Origin of the sequence: Colwellia sp. Arc7-D (assembly GCF_003061515.1) — a bacterium.
In the GTDB taxonomy this organism is placed as follows: domain Bacteria; phylum Pseudomonadota; class Gammaproteobacteria; order Enterobacterales; family Alteromonadaceae; genus Cognaticolwellia.
Map to the genome: position 1 here is coordinate 1409819 of NZ_CP028924.1, position 22756 is coordinate 1432574.

Annotated in this window: 19 protein-coding genes, 3 tRNA genes and 1 pseudogene; 8 read left to right on the forward strand and 15 right to left on the reverse strand. The window is 38.1% G+C overall.

Going from position 1 to position 22756, the window contains the following annotated elements; translation table 11 throughout:
• Positions 1-132: 132 nt before the first annotated feature.
• From uspE to ccoN, 10 genes are all read right to left on the reverse strand, one after another.
• Complete coding sequence (gene uspE / locus DBO93_RS06140; protein ID WP_108455529.1) at positions 133-1065, reverse strand: universal stress protein UspE; 933 nt, start codon at positions 1063-1065, stop codon at positions 133-135.
• A gap of 203 nt (positions 1066-1268) precedes the next feature.
• Complete coding sequence (gene fnr / locus DBO93_RS06145) at positions 1269-1988, reverse strand: fumarate/nitrate reduction transcriptional regulator Fnr (RefSeq protein WP_108455530.1); 720 nt, start codon at positions 1986-1988, stop codon at positions 1269-1271.
• Positions 1989-2032: 44 nt separating this feature from the next.
• Positions 2033-2695, reverse strand: coding sequence for a sulfite exporter TauE/SafE family protein (locus tag DBO93_RS06150; protein ID WP_108455531.1), 663 nt, complete (start codon positions 2693-2695; stop codon positions 2033-2035).
• Complete coding sequence (gene ccoS / locus DBO93_RS06155; RefSeq protein ID WP_108455532.1) at positions 2685-2933, reverse strand: cbb3-type cytochrome oxidase assembly protein CcoS; 249 nt, start codon at positions 2931-2933, stop codon at positions 2685-2687. The genes DBO93_RS06150 and ccoS overlap by 11 nt, the downstream gene beginning before the upstream one ends.
• Complete coding sequence (locus DBO93_RS06160) at positions 2930-5329, reverse strand: heavy metal translocating P-type ATPase (RefSeq protein ID WP_108455533.1); 2400 nt, start codon at positions 5327-5329, stop codon at positions 2930-2932. The genes ccoS and DBO93_RS06160 overlap by 4 nt, the downstream gene beginning before the upstream one ends.
• Positions 5330-5358: 29 nt before the next feature.
• Entirely contained in the window at positions 5359-5859 is a 501-nt protein-coding gene (locus DBO93_RS06165; protein WP_108455534.1) for a FixH family protein, read from the reverse strand.
• Between the two features lie 306 nt (positions 5860-6165).
• A complete protein-coding gene (gene ccoP, locus DBO93_RS06170; RefSeq protein ID WP_108455535.1) occupies positions 6166-7146 on the reverse strand; it encodes a cytochrome-c oxidase, cbb3-type subunit III in 981 nt (326 codons plus the stop codon).
• Positions 7139-7333 carry a cbb3-type cytochrome c oxidase subunit 3 gene (locus tag DBO93_RS06175; protein WP_108457769.1) on the reverse strand — a complete coding sequence of 65 codons (195 nt, stop codon included), beginning with the start codon at positions 7331-7333 and terminating at the stop codon, positions 7139-7141. The genes ccoP and DBO93_RS06175 overlap by 8 nt, the downstream gene beginning before the upstream one ends.
• A 4-nt stretch (positions 7334-7337) precedes the next feature.
• Positions 7338-7982, reverse strand: a complete 645-nt coding sequence (ccoO, locus tag DBO93_RS06180; protein WP_108455536.1) for a cytochrome-c oxidase, cbb3-type subunit II — start codon at positions 7980-7982, stop codon at positions 7338-7340.
• A 10-nt stretch (positions 7983-7992) separates the two neighbouring features.
• Positions 7993-9414 (reverse strand): cytochrome-c oxidase, cbb3-type subunit I, encoded by a 1422-nt coding sequence (ccoN, locus tag DBO93_RS06185; RefSeq protein ID WP_108455537.1) that lies wholly within the window; start codon positions 9412-9414, stop codon positions 7993-7995.
• Between the two features lie 538 nt (positions 9415-9952).
• On the opposite strand from ccoN, the gene DBO93_RS06190 reads away from it, so the two are divergent.
• Positions 9953-10528, forward strand: a complete 576-nt coding sequence (locus DBO93_RS06190; RefSeq protein WP_108455538.1) for a hypothetical protein — start codon at positions 9953-9955, stop codon at positions 10526-10528.
• A 148-nt stretch (positions 10529-10676) separates the two neighbouring features.
• Here the strand turns inward: DBO93_RS06190 and DBO93_RS06195 are convergent, their stop codons facing one another.
• Positions 10677-11297 carry a LysE family translocator gene (locus DBO93_RS06195; protein WP_108455539.1) on the reverse strand — a complete coding sequence of 207 codons (621 nt, stop codon included), beginning with the start codon at positions 11295-11297 and terminating at the stop codon, positions 10677-10679.
• Between the two features lie 231 nt (positions 11298-11528).
• Here DBO93_RS06195 and DBO93_RS06200 point away from each other — a divergent pair.
• The 3 genes and pseudogenes from DBO93_RS06200 to DBO93_RS06210 all read left to right on the forward strand — a co-directional run bounded on the left by DBO93_RS06200 (position 11529) and on the right by DBO93_RS06210 (position 14020).
• Positions 11529-11731, forward strand: a pseudogene (locus DBO93_RS06200) (DUF4266 domain-containing protein).
• Positions 11722-13065, forward strand: coding sequence for a DUF3570 domain-containing protein (locus DBO93_RS06205; protein WP_108455540.1), 1344 nt, complete (start codon positions 11722-11724; stop codon positions 13063-13065). The pseudogene DBO93_RS06200 and the gene DBO93_RS06205 overlap by 10 nt, the downstream one beginning before the upstream one ends.
• Before the next feature lie 52 nt (positions 13066-13117).
• On the forward strand, positions 13118-14020 hold the full coding sequence (locus DBO93_RS06210) for an FAD:protein FMN transferase (protein ID WP_239059130.1): 903 nt from the start codon (positions 13118-13120) through the stop codon (positions 14018-14020).
• Between the two features lie 180 nt (positions 14021-14200).
• Here the strand turns inward: DBO93_RS06210 and DBO93_RS06215 are convergent, their stop codons facing one another.
• Positions 14201-15316: a DUF3083 family protein gene (locus tag DBO93_RS06215; RefSeq protein ID WP_108455541.1), complete on the reverse strand. Its 1116-nt coding sequence runs from the start codon at positions 15314-15316 to the stop codon at positions 14201-14203.
• A gap of 301 nt (positions 15317-15617) precedes the next feature.
• Here DBO93_RS06215 and DBO93_RS06220 point away from each other — a divergent pair, with 301 nt between their 5' ends.
• Positions 15618-17255 carry a M28 family metallopeptidase gene (locus DBO93_RS06220; protein ID WP_108455542.1) on the forward strand — a complete coding sequence of 546 codons (1638 nt, stop codon included), beginning with the start codon at positions 15618-15620 and terminating at the stop codon, positions 17253-17255.
• Positions 17256-17449: 194 nt separating this feature from the next.
• Positions 17450-18163, forward strand: a complete 714-nt coding sequence (locus tag DBO93_RS06225; protein WP_108455543.1) for a transposase — start codon at positions 17450-17452, stop codon at positions 18161-18163.
• A gap of 178 nt (positions 18164-18341) precedes the next feature.
• Here DBO93_RS06225 and DBO93_RS06230 read toward each other — a convergent pair.
• The 3 genes from DBO93_RS06230 to DBO93_RS06240 form a co-directional block, all read right to left on the reverse strand.
• Positions 18342-18417 (reverse strand) — tRNA-Asn (locus DBO93_RS06230).
• Positions 18418-18474: 57 nt separating this feature from the next.
• Positions 18475-18550 (reverse strand) — tRNA-Asn (locus DBO93_RS06235).
• A gap of 59 nt (positions 18551-18609) precedes the next feature.
• Positions 18610-18685 (reverse strand) — tRNA-Asn (locus DBO93_RS06240).
• A 558-nt stretch (positions 18686-19243) separates the two neighbouring features.
• On the opposite strand from DBO93_RS06240, the gene DBO93_RS06245 reads away from it, so the two are divergent.
• On the forward strand, positions 19244-20617 hold the full coding sequence (locus DBO93_RS06245; RefSeq protein ID WP_108457771.1) for an MATE family efflux transporter: 1374 nt from the start codon (positions 19244-19246) through the stop codon (positions 20615-20617).
• Entirely contained in the window at positions 20617-22617 is a 2001-nt protein-coding gene (uvrB, locus tag DBO93_RS06250) for an excinuclease ABC subunit UvrB (protein ID WP_108455544.1), read from the forward strand. The genes DBO93_RS06245 and uvrB overlap by 1 nt, the downstream gene beginning before the upstream one ends.
• Positions 22618-22756 lie beyond the last annotated feature (139 nt).

Below are 22756 nucleotides of genomic sequence, written 5' to 3' on the forward strand. Positions count from 1 at the left end.
GCTTGAGTAATTACCTGTAATTTATTGTAGTTAAGCTAGGGAGAAGTTTTAGCGTTTTATTAAAGCGTCACCTTAATAATATTTCTATCAATCAGTGACGCTCTTTTAGCTGTATTTTACGTAATAAAGATTTTATTTAACGTCCAAGGGTGAAACGTAACCCTCAGGCTTTAACGCAAGTACATCACAGTTTAGTCTATCAATTACATGTTCTGCTGTATTGCCAATTAGCGCTGCAGATAAACCTGTACGTCCAATGGTGCCTAAAATAACCAGTTCTGCGTCTAAGGCTTCGGCGACACTTTGTATAATATCTTCAGGTAAGCCTTCTTTAATATGAGTGTATTCTTTAGTAATATTAAACGCAGTTGCATGTTCTAACATCGCTTCTTCATGATGTTTTAACATGGCGAGGTTGTAATCATTGGCATCAAACTCTGGAATTTCTATCGCAATATTTACCGGCGTACCAGGGAAAGAATTAACCAAATGTAGGTTTGCTTTCATAACTTTAGCTAGCTGTTTTGCTTCTGCCGTAATTTTATCATTAAGCGCTTTATGCTCTTCTTCTTCGCTGCCAATATTCAATGCAGCAACAATATTGCCATTTTCTGGCCATAAATGCTCTTTCACTAGCAAAACAGGGCAGGGACATTTGCGTAAAATGTGCCAATCAGTAGGGGTAAATATTACTGATTTAAATTTGTCGTGTTGATGTGTGCCTTTAATGACTATGTCGTAATCATGATCAATAACTTGTGCAATTATTTGCTCGAAAGGACGATTATGCCAGATAACTTTACAATCAATGGTGATATCAGTTACATCGAGTTCAGCAAGTAAAGACTGCAACCATTGAGTACGATCATTTATAACAGATTTACACATTGCTTCACGCTCGTCGCCTGAAAGCATAGTGGTCATCTCATAAGAAAAGTCATATATGGTCAAAAATGCGGTAATACTTGCGCCAGTTTTTCGCGCTAATTCTAATGCTCGTTTTACCGCTTTTTGATCTTCTGTTGTGGGGTCAACAATAGCGAGTATTTTTTGATACTTTTCCATAGCTAATTCCTTATCTTTGCCTGTGGGTATTAGGCCAAACTAAACAGTTAATTTATTTACTTTATATAATAACAATAACTTATTTTGTAATAATAATAGTTGTTTTAAATCAAATTATTATCTTTTATATAAGCTATTTTATATTAATCATAGCGTTAAACTGTTGAATAAGAAAGTATGAAAAAGGGCTGATAAAATTTATCTTAAAGTCCAGCACACTCATTTAATTTTTCAATATTTACAATGGTAATCAGTTTGCCATTAACAGCAATTAAACCATTTTTATCAAAGCGATTAAGGAGTCGGCTTATTGTTTCAACCGTTAAACCAATATAGTTACCAATATCGCTGCGCGTCATAGATAAGCGAAATTCAGAGGCTGATAAACCACGGGCATTATATCGACTGCTTAAGGTACTAAAAAACGTGGCTAGGCGTTGCTCTGCATTTTTACGATTAAGCAACATTAGCATTTCATGGTCTTCACGAATTTCAGTGCTCATCATGCGCAAAATCTGTTTTTTTAACTTAGGCATGCTGTTAGATAAATGATCGAGTGTATTATAAGGAATTTCACAAACCATTGAGGTTTCCAATGCTTTAGCAAAACTTGGGTGCTCTGCATTAGCAATGGCATCAAAGCCAAGTAAATCACCTGCTAAATGAAAACCGGTAATTTGTTCTTCGCCTTGTTTGTTGATGGTATAGGTTTTGAATGTGCCTGAACGAATCGCGTAAAGCGCCTGCATAGGCTGACCATCATTAAAAATCTGCTCTCCTTTTTGAATAGGGAGCTTACGATCAATAATGTTATCTAGAGTCTCTAGCTCTTGATTATTAAGCGAAAATGGCAAGCATAACTCACTAATGCTACAGTTTTGACAGTGAATATGTTGCTGATCGGTACACGATTTATTATTCATAACAGCCTATAAAAACTTCCATGCTGAACACCATATTAGATGCGTTAGCTATATGCTATTAGTATAGAGTAAATGCCGTATGAAATCACCAAAATGGCGGCTAGTTTTCTAAAAACGGGCTGAGTTAATAAAGACTTCACACTGAAAGTGCCGAGTGATACTGACAGCAGCGCAGGTAAAGTACCAAGACCAAAGAAAAACATGATCAAAGCGCCATTTAAAACATCGGCGCTTGCTAATGACCACGTTAACGTAGAATAAACTAAGCCACAGGGTAACCAGCCCCAAAGTGCTCCTAACGCCAATGCACTCTGTATGTTTTTAATGGGCATGAATTTTTTAGTATAAGGTGAGATGTAGCGCCAAATGTTTTTACCTAAATACTCTATGCGGCTTAACCACATTAACCATTGTCCTAGATACAAACCTAGTAGAATTAGAAACACACCTGCAATCGTTTTTAAAATAATAACAGGAAAACCAATGTTTTTAGCCGCCATTGAACTGGTGAATGCTACCAAGGCGCCAATTAAGCTGTAAGACGCGATTCGGCCAAAATTATAGGCAAATATAATCGCCATTTTTTTATGGCGAGCATGGTCAGATATGGTCGTGGTTAACATGGTGCTAATACCGCCACACATTACAATACAATGGCCAGAGCCTAGTAAACCAATTACAAATGCGGAAAAAAAATCAAGCGTCATGAGATGATTTTGCTGCTTGTTTTGGTTGCTCGTCGCTTTCGCTTAATTCACTGTCTTTTAATTTACTATTGTTGTTTTTATTGCGACTGATATTGTCATTTTCATCATCAAATAAAATGCTCATACCCTGTTTTTCTAAATCATCAAATTGCTCAGTTTTTACTGCCCAAAAAAACAGATATATGCCAATAGAGGTGAGTAATACAGCAATGGGAATTAATACGTAGATTATGCTCATTTTTTTAGCAGCCTTAATGAATTTGTTACGACTAATATTGAGCTGGCCGACATGCCAATTACTGCCATGTAAGGCGCTATATGCCCTGTTACGGCTAATGGCAATACAACGGCATTGTATCCAAAAGCCCAAAGGTAATTTTGCTTTATAACGCGCGTTGTTCGAATGGCAACCTCTCGCAATGTTTGTACGCCTTTAAGCTTATTGTTTAATAATATGACATCTGCGCCATTTTTAGCAATATCAGTACCACTGCCCATGGCAATCGATAAATGAGCGGCGCCTAATACTGGGCTGTCGTTTACCCCATCGCCTACCATAGCAACAGTATTCGAAGCTTGTTGATGCTTTATGGCGTTAACTTTATCTTGCGCTGACAAGTTTGCTTGCACATTACTTAGTTGCAATATTGATTGTAATTTATTGCAGCCTTGGAGGTGATCGCCGGATAACATGCTCGTTTCAATACTTTGTTGATGTAGAAAATCAATTAAAGGCTTCGCGTCATCACGTAAGCCATCATGCAAATAAAATTCAGCGATTAATGTTTCATCTTGCATTAGTACGCACTGAGCACTAAAACATGCCTGTTTGTCATCGTTTAATAACCACGAACTTTTGCCGATACGATAGTGCTGGTGATTTACTTCACCTGAGATACCCGCGCCGGGAGCCACAACAACTTGGGTAGTTGTTTGGTTAAAATCACGAAATGGTCTAAAGGCTTTTGCTAACAGATGAGCTGAGTGTGCCTCTAGCGCCGCGGCAATAGCAAGCACCTGTTGTTTACCTTCTGACGTACTATCAGTTGAGTAATCACCATAAGTTTTTACTTCAACAATCGTGAACTCACCTGTAGTTAATGTGCCTGTTTTATCAAAAGATATCGCATCGACTTCAGGCATGGTTTCAAGCACATGAGCTGATTTAATCATGATACCTTCACGATTTAGATTCGTTGTTGCACAGGTAAGCGCCGTTGGTGTTGCTAACGCCAATGCGCAAGGGCAAGTTACAACGAGAACAGATAAAGTAATCCAAAAGGCTTCTTCAGGGGCGTGTTGTAGCCAATATATTGCCGTGGCAATTGAAACCATTAAGATAAGTGCAACAAAGTATTGGGCAATTTTATCTGACAATTTCGCCAACTTTGGCTTATGGCTTTGAGCATTTTCACTCAAGCGAATTAATTGGCTTAAAAAAGACTCTTGGTTGTTATGTTTAACTTTTGCGGTTAGGTTTCCATCGCCATTAATGGTACCTGCAAATATAGCGTCTAATGCTTTTTTCTGTAAGGGCAGTTGTTCACCTGACAACATTGCTTCGTTTATTTGGCTCGTTCCGGTAATTATTTCACTATCTGCGGGGATAGTTTCCCCTGGCTTTATTAAAATAATGTCATCAGCTTTTAAGTAATTCGCGGAAATAAATTGTTCAATACCGTGTTCAACTTTCGTTGCGGTCATTGGCATTAATTTTAATAGATTTGCAGAAACATCAGCGGCGCGACTACGGGCTCTAAATTCAAGAAATTTACCAATAAGCAGTAAAAAGGTAAACATAGAAACAGATTCGAAATACACCTCGCCTTGCTGAGTAAATGTTGCCCAGCAACTCGCCATAAAGGCCAATAAAATAGCAATAGATACTGGCACATCCATTGAGAGTTGACGTGCTTTTAAAGCAAAAAATGCGCTTTTATAAAAAGGGTAGGCGCCATAGCTGACAATAGGTAGAGTTAAGAAAAAGCTTGCCCAACGCAAATACATGACATTGTGTTCTGTCATATCTGAAAAAGCACCAAAATATAAACCAAAAGCTATCATCATTACTTGCATCATTAAAATGCCAGAGATACCTAAGCGTTTGATAAAGTTTTTAGCTTGTTTGTTATTTAATTTTTCAGCGGTACTGGCCTTGAATGGCAAGCCATGATAACCAATTTTATCGATTAAACTGAGAATGTCGCTTAATTTAACTTGGCTTTCTTGCCACTGCACTGTCGCTCGTTGCGTTGTGGCGTTCACATTAATCTTATTAACGCCTTCGAGCTTGCTCACTTGCATTTCAATTAACCATGCACAAGCCGAGCAGCTTATGCCATCAATGGTTAAAATGGTTTCTTTGAAGCCATCATGATAATAAGTAAACTCATTTTGTAAGTTTACATCGTCAAGTATTTCATTGCGTTGAAGTTTTTCAGGTATTAATACTTCACCTTTTTGCGCTGGTGCGCTACGAAAGCGGTAAAAATCGGTTAGGTTGTTATCAACAATCGTTTGTGCGACAGCTTGGCAACCTATGCAACACATAGGTTGATCGATGTTGTCGATGTTTGTTATTAAATGAATACCCTTGGGAACGGGTTCGTCACAATGAAAACAAGCTTTGCTCATTAATTTATGCTCACTAATCTACAGGCTAATTAATTTGCTACTGACAGGTCCGGTTTTATCGCAATAAAGTCAGATTGAGGTAGGGTGAGCACGGTTTGAATTTTCCAGTGGTTCTCAAAAGGACTAATGGTTACTTGCCATTTACCAGAAACATTGTGCTCAGCTTCAAAAAAATGCGTAAAGTCACCATTGCCATCAGCCGTTAATGCTAAATAAAAATCTCGGTCGGCTAATGTTGGGTGATAAAAATTAACATTCAATAGTGGGAATGTTTTTTCGATACCTGTCGGGCGAATAGTCAATTGGTCATCAACAAGTTTCAAACCAAAACTCATACCGAGTTTTTGTGCTTGTCTAACTTTGCCTAACTCTAGGTTTATCGCTTTACCTTTTTTATAATAGTCGCCAACAACCAGAGGGTCTGGATCGCTATTAGCTATAATAAAAGTCGCAATACCGGCAACTACGGCTGTAAAAGGTAATATAAACACTAACCAAGCCCAAGGCTCTTGATACCAAGATGTTTTCATGAAAATTTCTTATTTGCTGAAAGAGTGAACATTATACGACTTTTCTTATGTGGTAACTATTAAAAAACCTGTTATGTAACAAACTTTAACTTAATGAATATCCATCAGTATAAGTTAATTCACCCGCAGGAAACTTGAGCTTGCAAAGTCTATTTACATTGCATTTATTAAAGGAACAACCCAGTTTTTAGTAATTATAATTCTAAATATAACAAGTGATTAGAGAAACTTCCCTGAAAAGATAAACATAAAAAAACCTTGGTGCTTTGCAACATCAAGGTTTTAGTATCACGAGATTTTTAGCGACTACTCTTGCGATAAGCTATAAACATAGGCACTGATAACATGAATTTTTTGTTCACCTAGGATTTTATCCCACGCTGGCATTATACCGGCACGACCGTTAGCTATTGAATATTCAACAGCACGCTGAGAACCGCCATATAGCCAAGTATTATCGGTTAAGTTAGGAGCGCCAAGGGCAATACCCATTGCATCACTACCTTTACCTTCACTACCGTGACAAGCTGCACACATAGCAAATTTAACTTTGCCTGCTTCTGCTGCTTTAGCATCAACTTCACGACCACTTAAGCTTAAAACGAAAGCAGCTACTTCTTTAACGCCTTGCTCGCCGCCTAATGCTGCGCTCCAAGCCATCATGCCATTAGCTTTACGACCGTGCATTAGTGTGGCTTTAATCATTTCTGGTGAGCCACCATATAACCAGTCTTGGTCCGTTAAGTTAGGGAAACCAGTAGCGCCACGAGCATCAGAGCCATGACATTGCGAACAGTTTTGTATAAACAACCGTTGCCCAACTTTACGTGCTGAAGTTGCTTCTTCATCGTTAGCTGTTGCTAAATCGGCTATTTCACGCTTTGCGTAAGCATCAAAAATTGGTCCATATTTTTCATCAGCAGCAGCAACTTCACGATCGTATTGTACTAACAAGCCTTTTTCTTTAGCTAAAGCCGATTTTTCTTTAGATTCAGCTAAATTCAAAATACCTTGGTTAGAACTTTCCCAGCCAGAAAAACCTTTCCAACCACCTAAACCGTATACAGCGATGTAGAAAAATCCCCAAAGGATGGTTAACAAAAAGAAATTACTCCACCATTTAGGTAGTGGGTTGTTTAGTTCTTCAATGCCATCGAAAACATGTCCTGTAGGCTCACCTTCAGGAACATCTGCAAAGTTCTTTAAACACATGCGTAATAGTAAGTAACAACCTATCAATGTGCCAAGGGTTAGAACCGATACCCAAATAGTCCAGAAGCTAGACATTATCAGTCTCCTGCTTGTTATTTTTGTTAGTGTGGCTTATTTCAGTTTCAGTTTTTTCTTCAAAAATTGAATTTGCCGCTTCATCAAAAGATGATTTGCGTTTTTTTGAATATGACCAAACCACAATAACTATAAATAATGCCAATATTAATAGGGCAATAAGCCCTCTAAGCGTGCCGTAATCCATCATATTATTTCAACGCATGACCAAGAGACTGTAAATATGCAATTAATGCATCCATTTCTGTTTTACCTTTAACTGCTTTCTTTGCACCAGAAATATCAGTTTCAGAATAAAGAGGAATAGCATTACCTTGCTCGTCTTTGTGGCTTCTATTACGCGTTAAAAAGTTGAATGTTGATAACTTTTTAGCGGTTAATTCGCCATCAAGTGTATTTTCAGCTAGCCACTTAAATGAAGGCATATTTGACTCTGGCACCACTGAACGTGGGTCAAGTAAATGCGCACGATGCCAATCATCACTATAACGACCGCCAACACGCGCTAAATCAGGGCCAGTACGTTTTGAACCCCATAAAAATGGATGTTCCCATACTTGTTCACCAGCCACTGAGTAATGACCATAACGTTCTGTTTCAGCACGAAATGGACGGATCATTTGGCTATGACAAACATTACAACTTTCACGGATATAAATATCACGTCCTTCCATTTCTAATGGTGTATAAGGACGTAGATTATCTACAGGTGTATTTGTCGCTTTTTGAAAGAAAAGTGGCGTAATTTCAACTAAACCACCAACGCTTATGGCGAGGATAGTAAAGATTGCAAACAAGCCAACATTTTTTTCAAACTTTTCATGTTTATTTTTCATCGTTGGCTCCTTAAGCTACTTTAACTGCTTCAAGACTATTGTCTTTAGCATAAATTGTTTTAAACATGTTGTAAGCCATCAGTAAGAAGCCTGATACAACTAATACACCACCAACAAAACGCATAAAGTAGAATGGGTAAGAAGCCGTTAAACTTTCAACAAAACTGTAAGTTAACGTACCGTCAGTATTAACTGCACGCCACATTAACCCTTGCATTACGCCAGAAATCCACATAGCGACAATATATAAAACAACACCAGATGTATGTAGCCAGAAATGCACGTTGATTAAACGTACGCTGAACATGCGACCTTGGTTAAAGAGTACTGGAATCAAGTGGTATATAGCACCAATAGATACCATAGCAACCCAACCTAGTGCACCAGAATGAACATGACCAATAGTCCAGTCAGTATAATGCGAAAGAGCATTTACCGACTTAATTGCCATCATCGGACCTTCAAATGTCGACATACCGTAGAAAGACAACGAAACAATTAAGAAACGAAGAATAGGATCATAACGCAGCTTATGCCATGCGCCAGAAAGCGTCATTATACCGTTGATCATCCCACCCCAAGAAGGCAAGAATAGTACGATTGACATAACCATACCAACTGATTGTGCCCAATCAGGCAGTGCAGTGTAATGTAAGTGATGAGGGCCTGCCCAAATGTATAATGAAATCAGTGCCCAAAAATGAACAATAGATAAACGGTAAGAGTAAACAGGGCGCTCAGCTTGTTTTGGTACGAAATAGTACATCATACCTAAGAAACCAGCGGTCAATAGAAAGCCTACGGCATTATGTCCATACCACCACTGCATCATGGCATCAATCGCACCAGGATATATGGAGTATGACTTCATCATAGACACTGGAATAACCATACTGTTGCCAATATGCAATACCGCAACGGTTAGAATGAAACCACCAAAGAACCAGTTTGCCACATAAATATGAGAGGTTTTACGCTTGATCAAGGTACCAAAAAACACAATGGCGTAACAGATCCAGACCACGGCGATTAAAATATCAATTGGCCATTCTAATTCAGCGTATTCTTTGCTCGAAGTATAACCCATGGGTAAAGTTATAACGGCAAGTACAATAACGGCTTGCCAACCCCAAAAGGTAAAGGCAGCTAATTTGCCACCAAAAAGCGTCGTTTTACAAGTACGTTGCACAACATAATACGAAGTTGCAAACAATGCACTGGTACCAAAAGCAAAAATTACCGCATTGGTATGCAGCGGACGAAGACGAGAATAGGTTAACCAAGGTGTATCAAAATTTAGTGCTGGCCAAATTAATTGCGCCGCAATAAGAACACCTACAAGAGTACCAACGATCCCCCAAATAACAGTCATTACGGTGAATTGACGCACCACATTGTAGTTATATGACGGATGATCAAGCGTTGTTGTCATTTTATTGTTCCGTTACTAGGTTAGATTTTGCAGTTTTGTATAAAAAAGAGTCTTTTTCACGAAAAATGCTGAGAAGCCATGATAAATGTCACACTCGAAAAACGAGTTGTTTCAGAATCTATGTGATTTTACCTTTCGCCTATGCCATAAATCAACCGTAAAACTTGATTTAAATCAACAAAAAACCTGCATTCTCATTATTAATGTTCGGTATGTTGAAAACCAACTTTCGATTAATTGCTGTATCTATAAAAGGTTAGCGTTAAAATTTGCATAAATTAGCGAAATTGCGGGTTAAAATCATGGCGTAATTTTGTACAACTTTTTTTTAAATAAATATTCAAAATTCATCAGGGTTATTGCTTTAATCACCGAATTAAAAGTGTTTCTAGCTTTTTAGTCGAAATGCCCGTTACTGAAGAATGCAAAAGAGAATTATCGTAAATTTGTAATCACTAAAGCAACGGCTGAAAAAATGAATAAATAAACCTTATGATTGTGTATTATAGCGGACAAATTCCTTTGTTTTATTTCCTCTATGAATATTGTTGAAAAAAATCCCCAATGTTTTTTATTTACGCTAATAACAATATTTTTATCTCTGGTACTTATCGCCTGTAGTCCTGAGAATAAATCAAATTTAGTCGCTGACAATGCCTCACCAAAAATTGCCCAATGTATTGTTGATCAAAGCCAATGTGAATTTCAGTTAATAGATGCTCAAGCTCAAGTTTTATTCGATGTTGATAAAATAGTCGCGGAGCAGCCATTTAACATGGTGATTAAGTATCAAGGCAAAGACAGGTTAAAAAGTATTACTGGCTACCTTGAAGGTGTTGACATGTATATGGGGAAAATACCGTTATTTTTTGAACCTCAGTTATCAACTAATGATATCGCTGATAAAGCAACTGAAAGTTCGACTTCTGCAATCAGCAAATCAGCACAGTTACCTGAGAAAATTAAGCAAAATAGTAAACAAGCTTTTCAAACTGAAGTGTTGGTAGGAAGTTGCTCTGCAGCACAAATGAAGTGGCGTATTTGGTTAACGTTTATTACTGAAGAAAACAAAAAGCAAACTAAAATGTTTACGGTGCAGAGTTACCGTATTTAACACCGTTTAGGCCATCCTTATTTGAAATCATATATACGCACTTACTAAGTAGAGTTATCAATATAACCATCTTGTTCAGGGTAATTAAGTATTACTTGTAAATGGTATGGTATCGAGACTCAAGTTTGATGAATACTGCAAATACCCACTAACTCGTGGCTAACCAAATAGCGACTAATATCATTAAGCTACCTGATATTTTATTCAGTAATTGTACATTGTTACGTTTAGTTAATACTTTGCCGATAGTTTTTCCACCCGTGGCATACAGAGTCATACAAATAAATTCAGACATCAGTATAACTGCCACTAAAATACTCAACTGGGGAACTAATGGGAGAGTTTGGCTAATAAAAGGGGGAAGTAACGAAATCATAAACGCCCAACCTTTAGGGTTGGCAATAGCCGTTAAAAAACCTTGTTGAAATAAACTACGCCTTTTAATTGATTGTTGATGTTGATTTGGGTCAGTGGCAAGTTTACCTTTGGCTCGCCACATATTGATACCTACATAGAGTAAATATAGCGCTCCTAAAATTTTAAAACCTTGAAATAACTGGGGCACAGCTGTCATTATCGTTGCCACACCTAAAACAGATGCAATGGCTACCGTTGCTACACCCAATAACTCACCATACATCATCCAAAAAGTCTTTCTCACCCCAATAGTAATACCTAAGCTCATAGCTAAAGTCATACACATACCTGGTGTAATACTCACGATAAAAAATGTAGGAATAAAAATGCTAAGCAAGGTGAAATCTATCAAGGTATTAAGTGCCTGAAGGTTGATTGAAAAGGATAATAACGCAACTTAGCTGAGGATTAATCATTAAAATATAAAATTTTATAAAAAAATAGGTTTTTTTCAGAATAAGCGCATAATGATTAAAGGGCTTAAATTAAGATCTAATTGGGTCGGAGTATAAATATGCTAACCGAAAAAAATTCTCGCTATATTGATTCTTTACCTCGCTTTTCCTCGAATACTGTTAAATGTATGCTTTTTGCAGTCAACATTTTTTTAGTTAGTGGGTGCTCGTCATTAGGCGTACAGCCTTGGGAACGCGATTTGTTAGCAAAAGGTGAAATGGCATTAACGTCTTCACCGATTGACTCTGCCTTAGACGATCATATCTACTTCAGTAAAGAAGCTTCAAGTGGGGTAAAAGCTTTGGTGGTGGGGGTTGTGGATGCAATTAATTAAAAAAAAGCGACCCATTAATATCAAAGCCGCGTTAACGCTTGCAGCATCGGCTTTGTTGGGCACCATCCCTAAAACTGTTATCGCAGCAGACAATACAACATCAGCCAAAAAAGCATCACAAGATACTGCTTGGGATTTTGAAAGTGCACTTTTAATCTATAGTGAAAGCGACCGTGTTTCAGCAGCCGAAGCTATTTTAAATGGTCAAAAAACCTTTGCAAATGACGAAATTTTAAATCTTAAACTTACCGTTGATGTGTTAACGGGAGCATCAGCCAATGGTGCTGCTGCTCAACCTAATATTCAAACTTTTACTAGACCATCAGGTAAAGGCAGCTATCAAACACAAGTCAATCAAACACCGCTAGACGACACCTTCAAAGACACCCGTGTACAGTTTAATGCCCAATGGACTCAGCCTTTAGCCGATAATTATACGGGTAGCGCCGGAGTTCACCTTTCGAAAGAGTATGATTATTTATCACTGGGTATTAATGGCAACCTGGCTTATGACTTTAATCAGAAAAACTCAACGTTCTCGGTTGGATTAAGCTACTTTCATGATACTTTTGAGCCCGAGGGCGGTATTCCATTAGCATTCGCATCAATGCCAAGGGCTTATGGTAATAACGAAAATGCGAGTAATAGTGGAACAAAGGCTGACTTTGATCTTACTCGCAGAACCGATAGCGACAATAAAACCACCGCAGATATTATGATCGGGTTTACACAAGTCATTAACCGTCGAATGATCACGCAGTTTAATTATTCTTACTCTAAGGTTAGCGGCTACTTAACCGACCCTTTTAAAGTATTAAGTTTGGTTGATAATACAGGCATCGCACAAGACTATGTTTATGAAAACCGCCCAGACTCACGATTAAAACAGAGCCTTTTTGCACAAACAAAATATCACTTTGAAAAAAATATTATTGATGTGTCGTATCGTTATATGTGGGATGACTGGAAAATTGACTCGCATACTATTGATTCAAAACTTCGCATGCCATTATCTCGCTCTAGCTATATTGAGCCTCACTTTCGTTTTTATCAACAAAGTGCCGCCCAGTTTTACCAACCGTTTTTAATTGAGCCAAACGCGATACCTGAATTTGCCAGTGCAGATTATCGTATCGGCGAAATGAGTGCATACACCATAGGATTAAAATATGGTACCAAGCTTAATGGCGGAAATGACTTGTCATTTAGGTTGGAATATTATCGACAAGACCCTACCGATGCTGGCCATAAAGCGCCCGATGCATTAGCCGAGGTTGATTTATATGAAAGTGTTGATGCGGTGATAGCACAAGTAACCTATTCGTTTTAAAGTGCTTGGTAGGTATAGTTAACTTTTAAATGATTAAGCGTTAGGAAATAGTGTGAACAAATCATCGCAAAGGCGTATTCAATTATTGAAAACTGATGATGGTCATAGCGTTACATTTGACGCTATGGCTAGTCCTTGTGAAGTGCTAATTGCCAATAGTGATAACCAACTTGCGCTGAACTTGGGCGAACGTATTGCTAATGAAGTATGGCGAATCGAAGATAAATACTCCCGTTATAATCCAAGCAGTGTTTGCTCAGCTATTAATAATAGTATTGGCATCCCTATAGCTATCGATCAAGAAACCTACTTATTACTCAACTTTGCTGATACTTGCTATGAGCTCAGCGAAGGTTTATTTGATATTACCTCTGGCGTGTTACGTCAAGTTTGGCAGTTCGATGGTAGTAATAATGTCCCAAGTTCAGATCAGGTAGCACATAGCTTAGTCAATATTGGCTGGGATAAAGTGAGCTACGATGAACAACAAATAACACTACCGGCAAATATGGAAGTAGACTTTGGCGGAATTGGCAAAGAATACGCGGTTGATCGAGCGATGATTATTGCTAACGAATTTACCAACCTTCCCGTTTTAGTCAATTTAGGTGGTGATTTAGCGGCAAATAAACCCCGTAATATAAACGTGCCTTGGCAGGTGGGTATTGAACACCCAGGGTTTGTAGAACATAAAACAATGGTCGTCAGCTTAATGCAAGGAGCACTAGCCACCAGTGGAGACGCTAAACGATTCTTACTAAAAGATAATATTCGTTATAGTCACATATTAAATGCGAAAACTGGCTGGCCAATTGTACAAGCACCCCGTTCTATTACGGTTGTGGCTCCACAGTGTATTCAGGCCGGTATATTAGCGACATTAGCATTAATGCAGGGCGAACAAGCCGAACATTTTTTGACTGAACAAAATATTAAGTTTTGGGCTATTCGTTAATTATTCGAATTATATCTAAGTATGTTTAGCGTTAATTCTGCTTTAAATCTTGTATATAAAGAGGAGGGGCGTTTAATGTGGCTGCGCGTTCACATCCATGCAAACGCAGCAAAACATCTGTTGTTTTAAAAGTAGCATATGTGCTGATTTTAAAACGATAGCAGGTTAAATGAAAAAAGTTTATTCTCGATAAAAACCAATATGTTGATGAAAACGAACAATTAACTCTTCTTTATCATTATTATATTTAAGTTTTTGAGCAATGCTATGCAAAACAGATTCTATTTGATTTAAAAATTTACCGTAACCATGACTAGTTTTATCTTGTTCACTGGCAACAAAAACGAAATGAACACTATCAACAAGTTCTTCAGCGGCCCATTTACAGGTATAACCACTATTTGCACTTTTCGGGTTATAGCCAATCATCATTAACTCACCTTTTGCTACGGTAGTTTCATCGTCACTGCGACGTACAATCGGTACTAATCCATTTGCAATAAGTGCACCATTGTTCAAGTTGTGTTTCTTAGCTGCACTCATAAACGCATCGGCAATATAATTGTAGAGTGGGTTGTAGTTTTCACCTTCGCTATGATCAAGCTTCACAAGTTTGCTTAGTCGACGGTTAATTGGCATATCAACAATGGCATATGTTAGTTCATCGGTATTGGCCGGAATAGAAATCTCATCAGGCGCATAACGATTTGAGATGCTGCGTAACTTATGTACTTGATTACCTTGTACGCCTTTATCTTTGGCAAATAAATCATAAGTGAGATGCTGGTGGTCACAAATGCGTACTTCTTCTGTTTCCATACCACTTTGTTCAGTAAATTTGGTGATCGCTTTTACAACTTTTTGATGAAATATTGCCGAGTTATGTCGTATTTCATCACCATTAGATAAAAACACTAAATGAATTTTACTGGCTTGCTTTGTCGCATCAAAATAGGACTTCTGACTGAAGTGGTAACGTGAGTTATACAAAAACAGAATTTGTTGTTCTGTTTGAGCGGTAATTTTTTCTGGGCTAAATCGAATGCGAGTGAATTTGTCATTAGCAACAAATTGGCCACTTTCAATGTCTAATTCTTCGTTGATTTTGAAGAATAATTCAGACAACTTCTTATAAAAAGCTAAAAATGGTTGTTCGCTGTTGTGATCAACTGGGCCTGAAATTCTCTCGATTAAGCTGTCTGTAATAGCAAACTTAGCAAGTAAATATTGGTTTTCACGTGCAGAGGAAGGAATGTGCACTTTGTGTTGAACGCGTCTTGTACGAGAGATTGGCATAACAATTAACCTATTAATTTAAAAGTTCATCATAGTAGTATCATTAAATGTGGTCAAATATGATATATACCAAAGAGCAGATCATTATTTGCACAGATTCGCTTTAAGTGTAGGTAAACATAGTGATATTAAGGACGAAGGCTCAGTTTATAGGGGCTTTCAAGCTGTTTATAATATAAGCATAAATACAGACATAAAAATTTAGCGCAGGCTTTAATATTTCTTTGCACTTTACCTCTACCTAAATGAGAGCAGATTTGTATATAATCTCAGAGTCTTTCTCAAATAAAGTATAAAAAACATGAAAAAATCTTTAGCTTTTACCTTATTAACCTCAGCCGTATTTTTGGGCTGTGGAGCAGGCGATGCTGCTACAAAAACTAATAACGCCGCCGATGTAACCGCAAGTTATAACAGTATTAACAAAGAACAACTTACCGAGCACATTAAAACACTTGCTTCAGATGAATTTGAAGGTCGTGCACCATCAACTAAAGGTGAAAAACTTACGCTTGATTACTTAACCAAGCAACTCACCGCTATCGGTTTTAAACCAGGTAATGGTAATAGCTTTTTACAACCTGTGCCTATGGTATCAATTGAAGCGTCATCAGATATGGCTTTATCTATAGGTGGTAAAGAATATCAATATGGCCATGATATGGTTATGGGCTCAAGCCGCATTAGTGATTTTGAACAGCTTAAAGACTCTGAGCTAGTTTTTGTTGGTTATGGTGTTAATGCGCCAGAATACCAATGGAATGATTACGAAGGGCTTGATGTTGAAGGAAAAACAGTTGTTATTCTTGTCAACGATCCCGGTTTTGCCACTAAAGACCCAGCATTATTTAATGGTAATGCCATGACATATTACGGTCGTTGGACATATAAATATGAAGAGGCGAGCCGTCAAGGTGCTGAAGGCGCAATAATTATTCATGAAACTGCACCAGCATCATATGGTTGGTCAGTAGTTGAGCACTCATGGACAGGTCCACAATTTGGTTTTGTTCGTGAAGATTTAAATAAAGATCGTGTTGCGGTTGAAGGTTGGGTTAATAGTGATGTTGCCAAAGAACTTTTTGCTAACGCAGGTTTAAACTTTAAGCAAGAAAAAGCAAAAGCTGCTAAGGGCAGTTATCATGTTGATATGGGTGATTTAACCGCTTCTGTTGCGGTAAAAAATACCGTTAAAAAGTCTACATCATATAACTTTATTGCTACTTTACCCGGCAGCGTAACACCAGATGAGCACATTATTTATACCGCGCATTGGGACCATTTAGGTAAAGATACCAGTAAAGAGGGCGACCAAGTCTATAATGGCGCGGTAGATAATGCCTCAGGTACGGCAGCACTTATTGAAGTAGCAGAAGCATTTTCAAAACTACCTGTGGCACCAGAACGTTCAATCACTATTATGGCAGTAACCGCTGAAGAGCAAGGATTATTGGGTTCTAAGTTTTATGCGGCAAACCCTGTTATACCTGCAGCTAAAACAGTGGCTAATATCAATATGGACGCATTAAATGTTAATGGTCGCAGTAAAGATGTTTCAGTTTATGGTTTAGGGCAATCTGAACTCGATGATTACTTAATCGTAGCGGCTAAAAAGCAAGATCGTGTTATTTCAGGCGATCCTCGTCCAGCGGCCGGTATTTACTACCGTTCAGATCACTTTGCATTCGCCAATATTGGTATTCCAGCCCTTTATGCTAAGAGTGGTAAAGAACCTGTTGATGAAGCTACAAAAGCACTACGAGCGCATTTAGACCCTATTTTAGCCAAGTGTTACCACAATGCTTGTGATGAATATAGCGAGCAATGGGACCTTTCAGGTGCTGTCGAAGATATCCAAGCTTTCTTTGAAATTGGTTATGAATTATCACATCAAAATGTGTGGCCGCAGTGGAGCAAAACATCAGAATTTAAACGTTAATAAGCACATAGCTTAAAACCAAAGCAGCAATTAGTTAATTGCTGCTTTTTTTGTTCTGAAACATAACACCTAAAAAAAAGTAGGGTCAGATACACATTAAAATTTATCTTTTCAATTCTATTATAAAGAGCAAATTATACTTTAAAAATTCTTGTTCTATACTAAGATCAATTTAAATAATAAGGATATTATTTATGGCTCGCCTGCCCAGAATTCAGCTAATAGACATACCACAACATATTATTCAACGAGGAAATAATCGCAGTTTTTGCTTCACAGATGAGCAAGATTTTGCTGCTTACGCTCATTGGCTAACTGAGTACTCTATTAAATATTGTGTTGATATACACGCGTGGGTTTTTATGACCAATCATGTACATTTACTTTGCACACCGCGGATACCAAACGCAATTAGTTTATTGATGCAAAGTTTAGGTCGCAGGTATGTGCAGTATTTTAATCATAAATATCGAAGAACTGGCACGCTCTGGGAAGGACGATTCAAATCTTGTTTGATAGAAGATGTTTCATATTTATTGCAAGTATATAAATATATTGAATTAAATCCAGTTAGGGCGAGAATGGTTGACGAACCATCGCAATATCTTTGGTCTAGCTATCAAATTAATGCATTAGGAAAACAATCCCCATTATGTACACCTCATCCCGCATACGAGGATCTAGGCGCTGATTCATTTGTACGCCAAAAAACATATCAGTCTTTATTCAAATATCAAATAGCTCCTTTACTAATTGAAGATATCAGAACGTCATTAAATAAAGGCCTAGCATTGGGCAGCGAATGTTTTAAATCTAAAGTAGAGCAATCAACAGGACGAAGAGTCAGAGAAGCGAAACTAGGCAGACCTTTAGGTAGATGTAAAAAAGTAGGGTCAGATACACATTAATTGATTTTAGTCGCTTTACTAATTGTAAGAGGAGGATATTGATCTCAATACTTTTTGATGTTGCTCGTTTAGAAAGTACCAACAGGGCTATTAAATGTGTATCTGACCCTACTTTATTTTGGACCCAGCTTTATTTCAGACGAAAAAAAACCTGCTAAATAAGCAGGTTTCTTTAAGGTGGCTCCTCAACCTGGACTTGAACCAGGGACAAACGGATTAACAGTCCGTTGCTCTACCAACTGAGCTATTGAGGAATTGTTCTTTTTACTATAATCGCTGTTAATAAAATTAAAAGCCATTATTTAATAATGTGGCTCCTCAACCTGGACTTGAACCAGGGACAAACGGATTAACAGTCCGTTGCTCTACCAACTGAGCTATTGAGGAATTGTTCTGTACTACTATAATCGTTTTTACTTTAAAATAAAAACCATCACATTTTAATTTGGCTCCTCAACCTGGACTTGAACCAGGGACAAACGGATTAACAGTCCGTTGCTCTACCAACTGAGCTATTGAGGAATTGTTTTGAAAGCCGCTATTGGCTAACGGGGCGGAATATTAAAGGCCGCATGTCAGACTGTCAATACAAAAATTACAAAAATATCATTTTATTGGTTGTTTGCTCAAATAGCAGGCATTGTTTGCCTTATTTTTGCTTTTGTTGATGATTTAATAATCAGAAGTTGATTTTGTTAATATAAAATATAGTTATCCACTTAATCTGTGGATAACTATGTGAGTTAAAGTGTAACTTAACGTAATATGAACGGTAGAATGCGGCTTGCAGTCAAGTGTTGTTTTATTGCGCTGTTAGTTTACTTTGTTTTATAACAATAGGTTACATGCGTTATGTTGGCTTTATAGCCATGTGCGTTTGTTTTTTGTTCAAGCACTATTTTTTATACATTTGTTGTGCATTTCTCTACAGAATAGTGTAATGCCAATTATTTCCATGATATTATTTTTTCTGAAAATATTGTTATTACTATCTTAAATAAAATATATACGTAGCGAGTCCTATCATGATCTTTTACAATGGTCGACGCATTCGATCTATCACTTATTTTGAAAAAATTAATGACTGAAACTAAACATATTCACCAAATTAACCTACTGAAAGATCCCGTAGCCCCCACATTAAAAACCATGACCATTCCGATGATTTACGGCATGATTTTATTGATGACTTTTAACTTGGTTGATACCTTTTTTGTCGGTTTATTAGGTACTCAGCCATTAGCGGCAATTAGCTTTACTTTTCCTATTACTTTTACCGTGATTAGTTTAACGATTGGTTTGGGTATCGGTACGTCTGCCGTTATTGCCAAAGCTTTAGGCAAAGGCGATAAAGAGTCCGCAAAAAGTTTAGCCACCAGTTCATTATACTTAGCAGCAATCATAGTCGGTATTCTTGCCGTAATTGGCTACTTACTGATTGATGAAACATTTTTACTTTTAGGGGCTAGCGAAGCACTCTTGCCTTTAATTCATCAATATATGGATTTATGGTTTATCGGTTGTATCTTGTTAATTGGCCCGATGATTGGTAACGCTATTTTACGTGCAGACGGCGACACTAAAACGCCCAGTATCATTATGGGTAGCGCAGGTTTAATAAATGCCGTATTAGATCCTATTTTTATTTTTGGTTTTGGTCCTGTACCTGCCATGGGTATTCAAGGCGCCGCAATAGCGACATTAGTCTCTTGGGTATTTGGCTTAGGTTATGTTTTATATATTTTAGCGGCTAAACGTGGCTTAATTCATAGCCATTTAATGTCACTTAAAGACTTTATTTGCTCGTCACGCGAAATTTTACGTATTGGCTTACCTGCGGCAGGCGCGAATATGTTGACTCCGATTGCTTCAGCGGTGTTAACCGCTATTGTGGCTGAATACGGTGTATCAGCCGTTGCGGCATTTGGCGTAGGCTCAAGAATTGAATCTATTGCCTGTTTAGTCGTTTTAGCACTTTCAATGACCTTACCACCATTTATTAGCCAGAATTTTGGTGCCGGTAGCATGAGCCGTGTCGAGGAAGGTTATAAAACCTCGATAAAATTTGTGCTTATATGGCAAGTGCTCATTTATGTTGTACTGGTGTTAGCTGCTCCCTTAATTGCAGATATGTTCTCTAAAGAGCAAGCGGTAGCCGATATTATTAAGTTATTCATTTGGATTTTACCCTTAGGTTATGGTTTACAGGGCGTTATTATTTTAACAAATTCATCTTTCAATGCCTTACATAAACCTATGGTTGCATTAGTATTAAGTGTTATTCGTTTATTTATTTGCTATGTACCTTTGTCATACCTTGGCAGCTTATGGTTTGGTTTAGAGGGCTTTTTTATCGGCGCATTACTCGGCAACGTAGTGATGGCGGCTATTTCATATAACCTGTTCAGTAAACAATGTGATAAAGACCGCATAAATGTTGAGGTTACTGCTTAATGAAAGCGCTAAAAATACATTCAGATTATACCCCTAGCGGCGACCAACCAACGGCGATAGCAAAATTGCTTGATGGTATTGACTCTGGGTTAGCGCATCAAACGTTATTGGGCGTAACGGGCTCAGGTAAAACTTATACCATTGCTAATGTAATTGAAAAACTCAATCGTCCAACCATGATGTTAGCACCAAACAAAACCTTAGCAGCGCAACTATACGGAGAAATGAAAGACTTTTTCCCTGATAATGCGGTTGAGTATTTTGTTTCGTATTATGACTACTATCAGCCAGAAGCCTATGTGCCTACAACTGACACGTTTATTGAAAAAGATGCCTCGGTAAATGAACATATCGAGCAAATGCGCTTGTCGGCGACTAAGTCACTGTTAGAGCGCAAAGACGTTATTATCATCGCCTCAGTGTCTGCCATTTATGGTTTGGGTGACCCTGACTCTTATTTAAAAATGATGTTGCATGTAAGTGTGGGCGACATTATTAATCAGCGCGACATATTAAGACGCTTAGCTGAGCTGCAATACACCCGAAATGACGTAGCGTTTCAGCGTGCAACGTATCGCGTACGTGGTGATGTAATTGATGTTTTTCCTGCTGAGTCAGACCGCATGGCGCTGCGCATTGAGTTATTCGATGAAGAAATTGAACGCATTAGCATATTTGACCCCCTAACCGGCGAAGTTGAGCGTACCGTTGCTCGTGTTACCGTTTACCCAAAAACACATTATGCTACCCCACGTGAAAAAATATTAGCCGCTGTTGATAAAATCAAAATTGAATTAAAAGACAGAGCAGCTCAGTTAAAAGAAAACAATAAACTCGTTGAAGAGCAGCGAATAGTGCAACGAACTCAGTTCGATATTGAAATGATGACAGAGCTTGGCTATTGCTCAGGCATAGAAAACTATTCTCGTTATTTGTCTGGTCGTGGGCCTGGAGAAGCGCCGCCAACATTATTTGATTACCTGCCCAGCGATGGCTTATTAATTATTGATGAATCGCATGTTACCGTGCCGCAAATTGGCGCTATGTACAAAGGTGACCGTTCACGTAAAGAAAACCTTGTTGAATATGGTTTCAGATTACCTTCAGCGCTTGATAACCGCCCAATGAAATTTGAAGAGTTTGAAGCATTATCGCCACAAACTATTTATGTTTCTGCAACACCAAGTAATTATGAACTGGAAAAATCTGCCGGTGAAATTGCTGAGCAAGTAGTGCGCCCAACGGGCTTACTTGATCCACAAATAGAAGTGCGCCCCGTTGATACACAAGTTGATGATCTACTTTCTGAAATTCGCAAACGCGTAAAAATTGATGAAAGGGTATTAGCCACCACATTAACTAAACGTATGGCGGAAGATTTAACCGATTACTTAGACGAGCATCAAATAAAGGCGCGTTACTTACATTCTGATGTAGACACCGTTGAACGAGTAGAAATAATTCGAGATTTTCGTTTAGGTAAGTTTGACGTTTTAGTGGGTATTAACTTACTTCGTGAAGGGTTAGACATGCCAGAAGTATCGCTTGTTGCCATTCTTGATGCTGATAAAGAGGGCTTTTTGCGCTCAGAGCGTTCACTCATACAAACCATCGGCCGAGCGGCACGTAATATAAACGGTAGAGCCATTTTATATGCCGCAAAAATTACTGGTTCAATGCGAAAAGCTATTGACGAAACTGACAGACGCCGTGCCAAACAGCATCAATACAACCTTGATAACAATATAACTCCACGTGGAGTAAGACGTAATATTTCAGATGTTATGGATCTTGATGGTGGAAAAACTCGCGCGGCAGCAGCATTAAAAGCGGCAGAGCCAGCGTCAGAATATGAAACCTTAACCACTAAACAGATTGATGTGAAAGTGCAGGAACTAGAAACGCAAATGTTTAATCATGCGCAAAATCTAGAGTTTGAATTGGCCGCGTCAGTACGAGATAAAATCAAACAATTACGTGATTTACAGCTAGTAACCTAAAGCGTGAATAGAGTAACTTTATAATCAAAGTAACCTCAACATTCACGCAAAATTTAATACCCAGCTAAAGACGCTTATAGCTTATAAGTATGGCTTGTATGTATGGTCTATAAATATAAGCTATACATATAGGCCATAC

Coding starts and splice junctions, on each gene's coding strand:
- uspE (WP_108455529.1), bottom strand. CDS start 1,065: ATGGAAAAGTATCAAAAAATACTCGCTATTGTTGACCCCACAACAGAA.
- fnr (WP_108455530.1), bottom strand. CDS start 1,988: ATGAATAATAAATCGTGTACCGATCAGCAACATATTCACTGTCAAAAC.
- DBO93_RS06150 (WP_108455531.1), bottom strand. CDS start 2,695: ATGACGCTTGATTTTTTTTCCGCATTTGTAATTGGTTTACTAGGCTCT.
- ccoS (WP_108455532.1), bottom strand. CDS start 2,933: ATGAGCATAATCTACGTATTAATTCCCATTGCTGTATTACTCACCTCT.
- DBO93_RS06160 (WP_108455533.1), bottom strand. CDS start 5,329: ATGAGCAAAGCTTGTTTTCATTGTGACGAACCCGTTCCCAAGGGTATT.
- DBO93_RS06165 (WP_108455534.1), bottom strand. CDS start 5,859: ATGAAAACATCTTGGTATCAAGAGCCTTGGGCTTGGTTAGTGTTTATA.
- ccoP (WP_108455535.1), bottom strand. CDS start 7,146: ATGTCTAGCTTCTGGACTATTTGGGTATCGGTTCTAACCCTTGGCACA.
- DBO93_RS06175 (WP_108457769.1), bottom strand. CDS start 7,333: ATGGATTACGGCACGCTTAGAGGGCTTATTGCCCTATTAATATTGGCA.
- ccoO (WP_108455536.1), bottom strand. CDS start 7,982: ATGAAAAATAAACATGAAAAGTTTGAAAAAAATGTTGGCTTGTTTGCA.
- ccoN (WP_108455537.1), bottom strand. CDS start 9,414: ATGACAACAACGCTTGATCATCCGTCATATAACTACAATGTGGTGCGT.
- DBO93_RS06190 (WP_108455538.1), top strand. CDS start 9,953: ATGAATATTGTTGAAAAAAATCCCCAATGTTTTTTATTTACGCTAATA.
- DBO93_RS06205 (WP_108455540.1), top strand. CDS start 11,722: ATGCAATTAATTAAAAAAAAGCGACCCATTAATATCAAAGCCGCGTTA.
- DBO93_RS06215 (WP_108455541.1), bottom strand. CDS start 15,316: ATGCCAATCTCTCGTACAAGACGCGTTCAACACAAAGTGCACATTCCT.
- DBO93_RS06220 (WP_108455542.1), top strand. CDS start 15,618: ATGAAAAAATCTTTAGCTTTTACCTTATTAACCTCAGCCGTATTTTTG.
- DBO93_RS06225 (WP_108455543.1), top strand. CDS start 17,450: ATGGCTCGCCTGCCCAGAATTCAGCTAATAGACATACCACAACATATT.
- DBO93_RS06245 (WP_108457771.1), top strand. CDS start 19,244: ATGACTGAAACTAAACATATTCACCAAATTAACCTACTGAAAGATCCC.
- uvrB (WP_108455544.1), top strand. CDS start 20,617: ATGAAAGCGCTAAAAATACATTCAGATTATACCCCTAGCGGCGACCAA.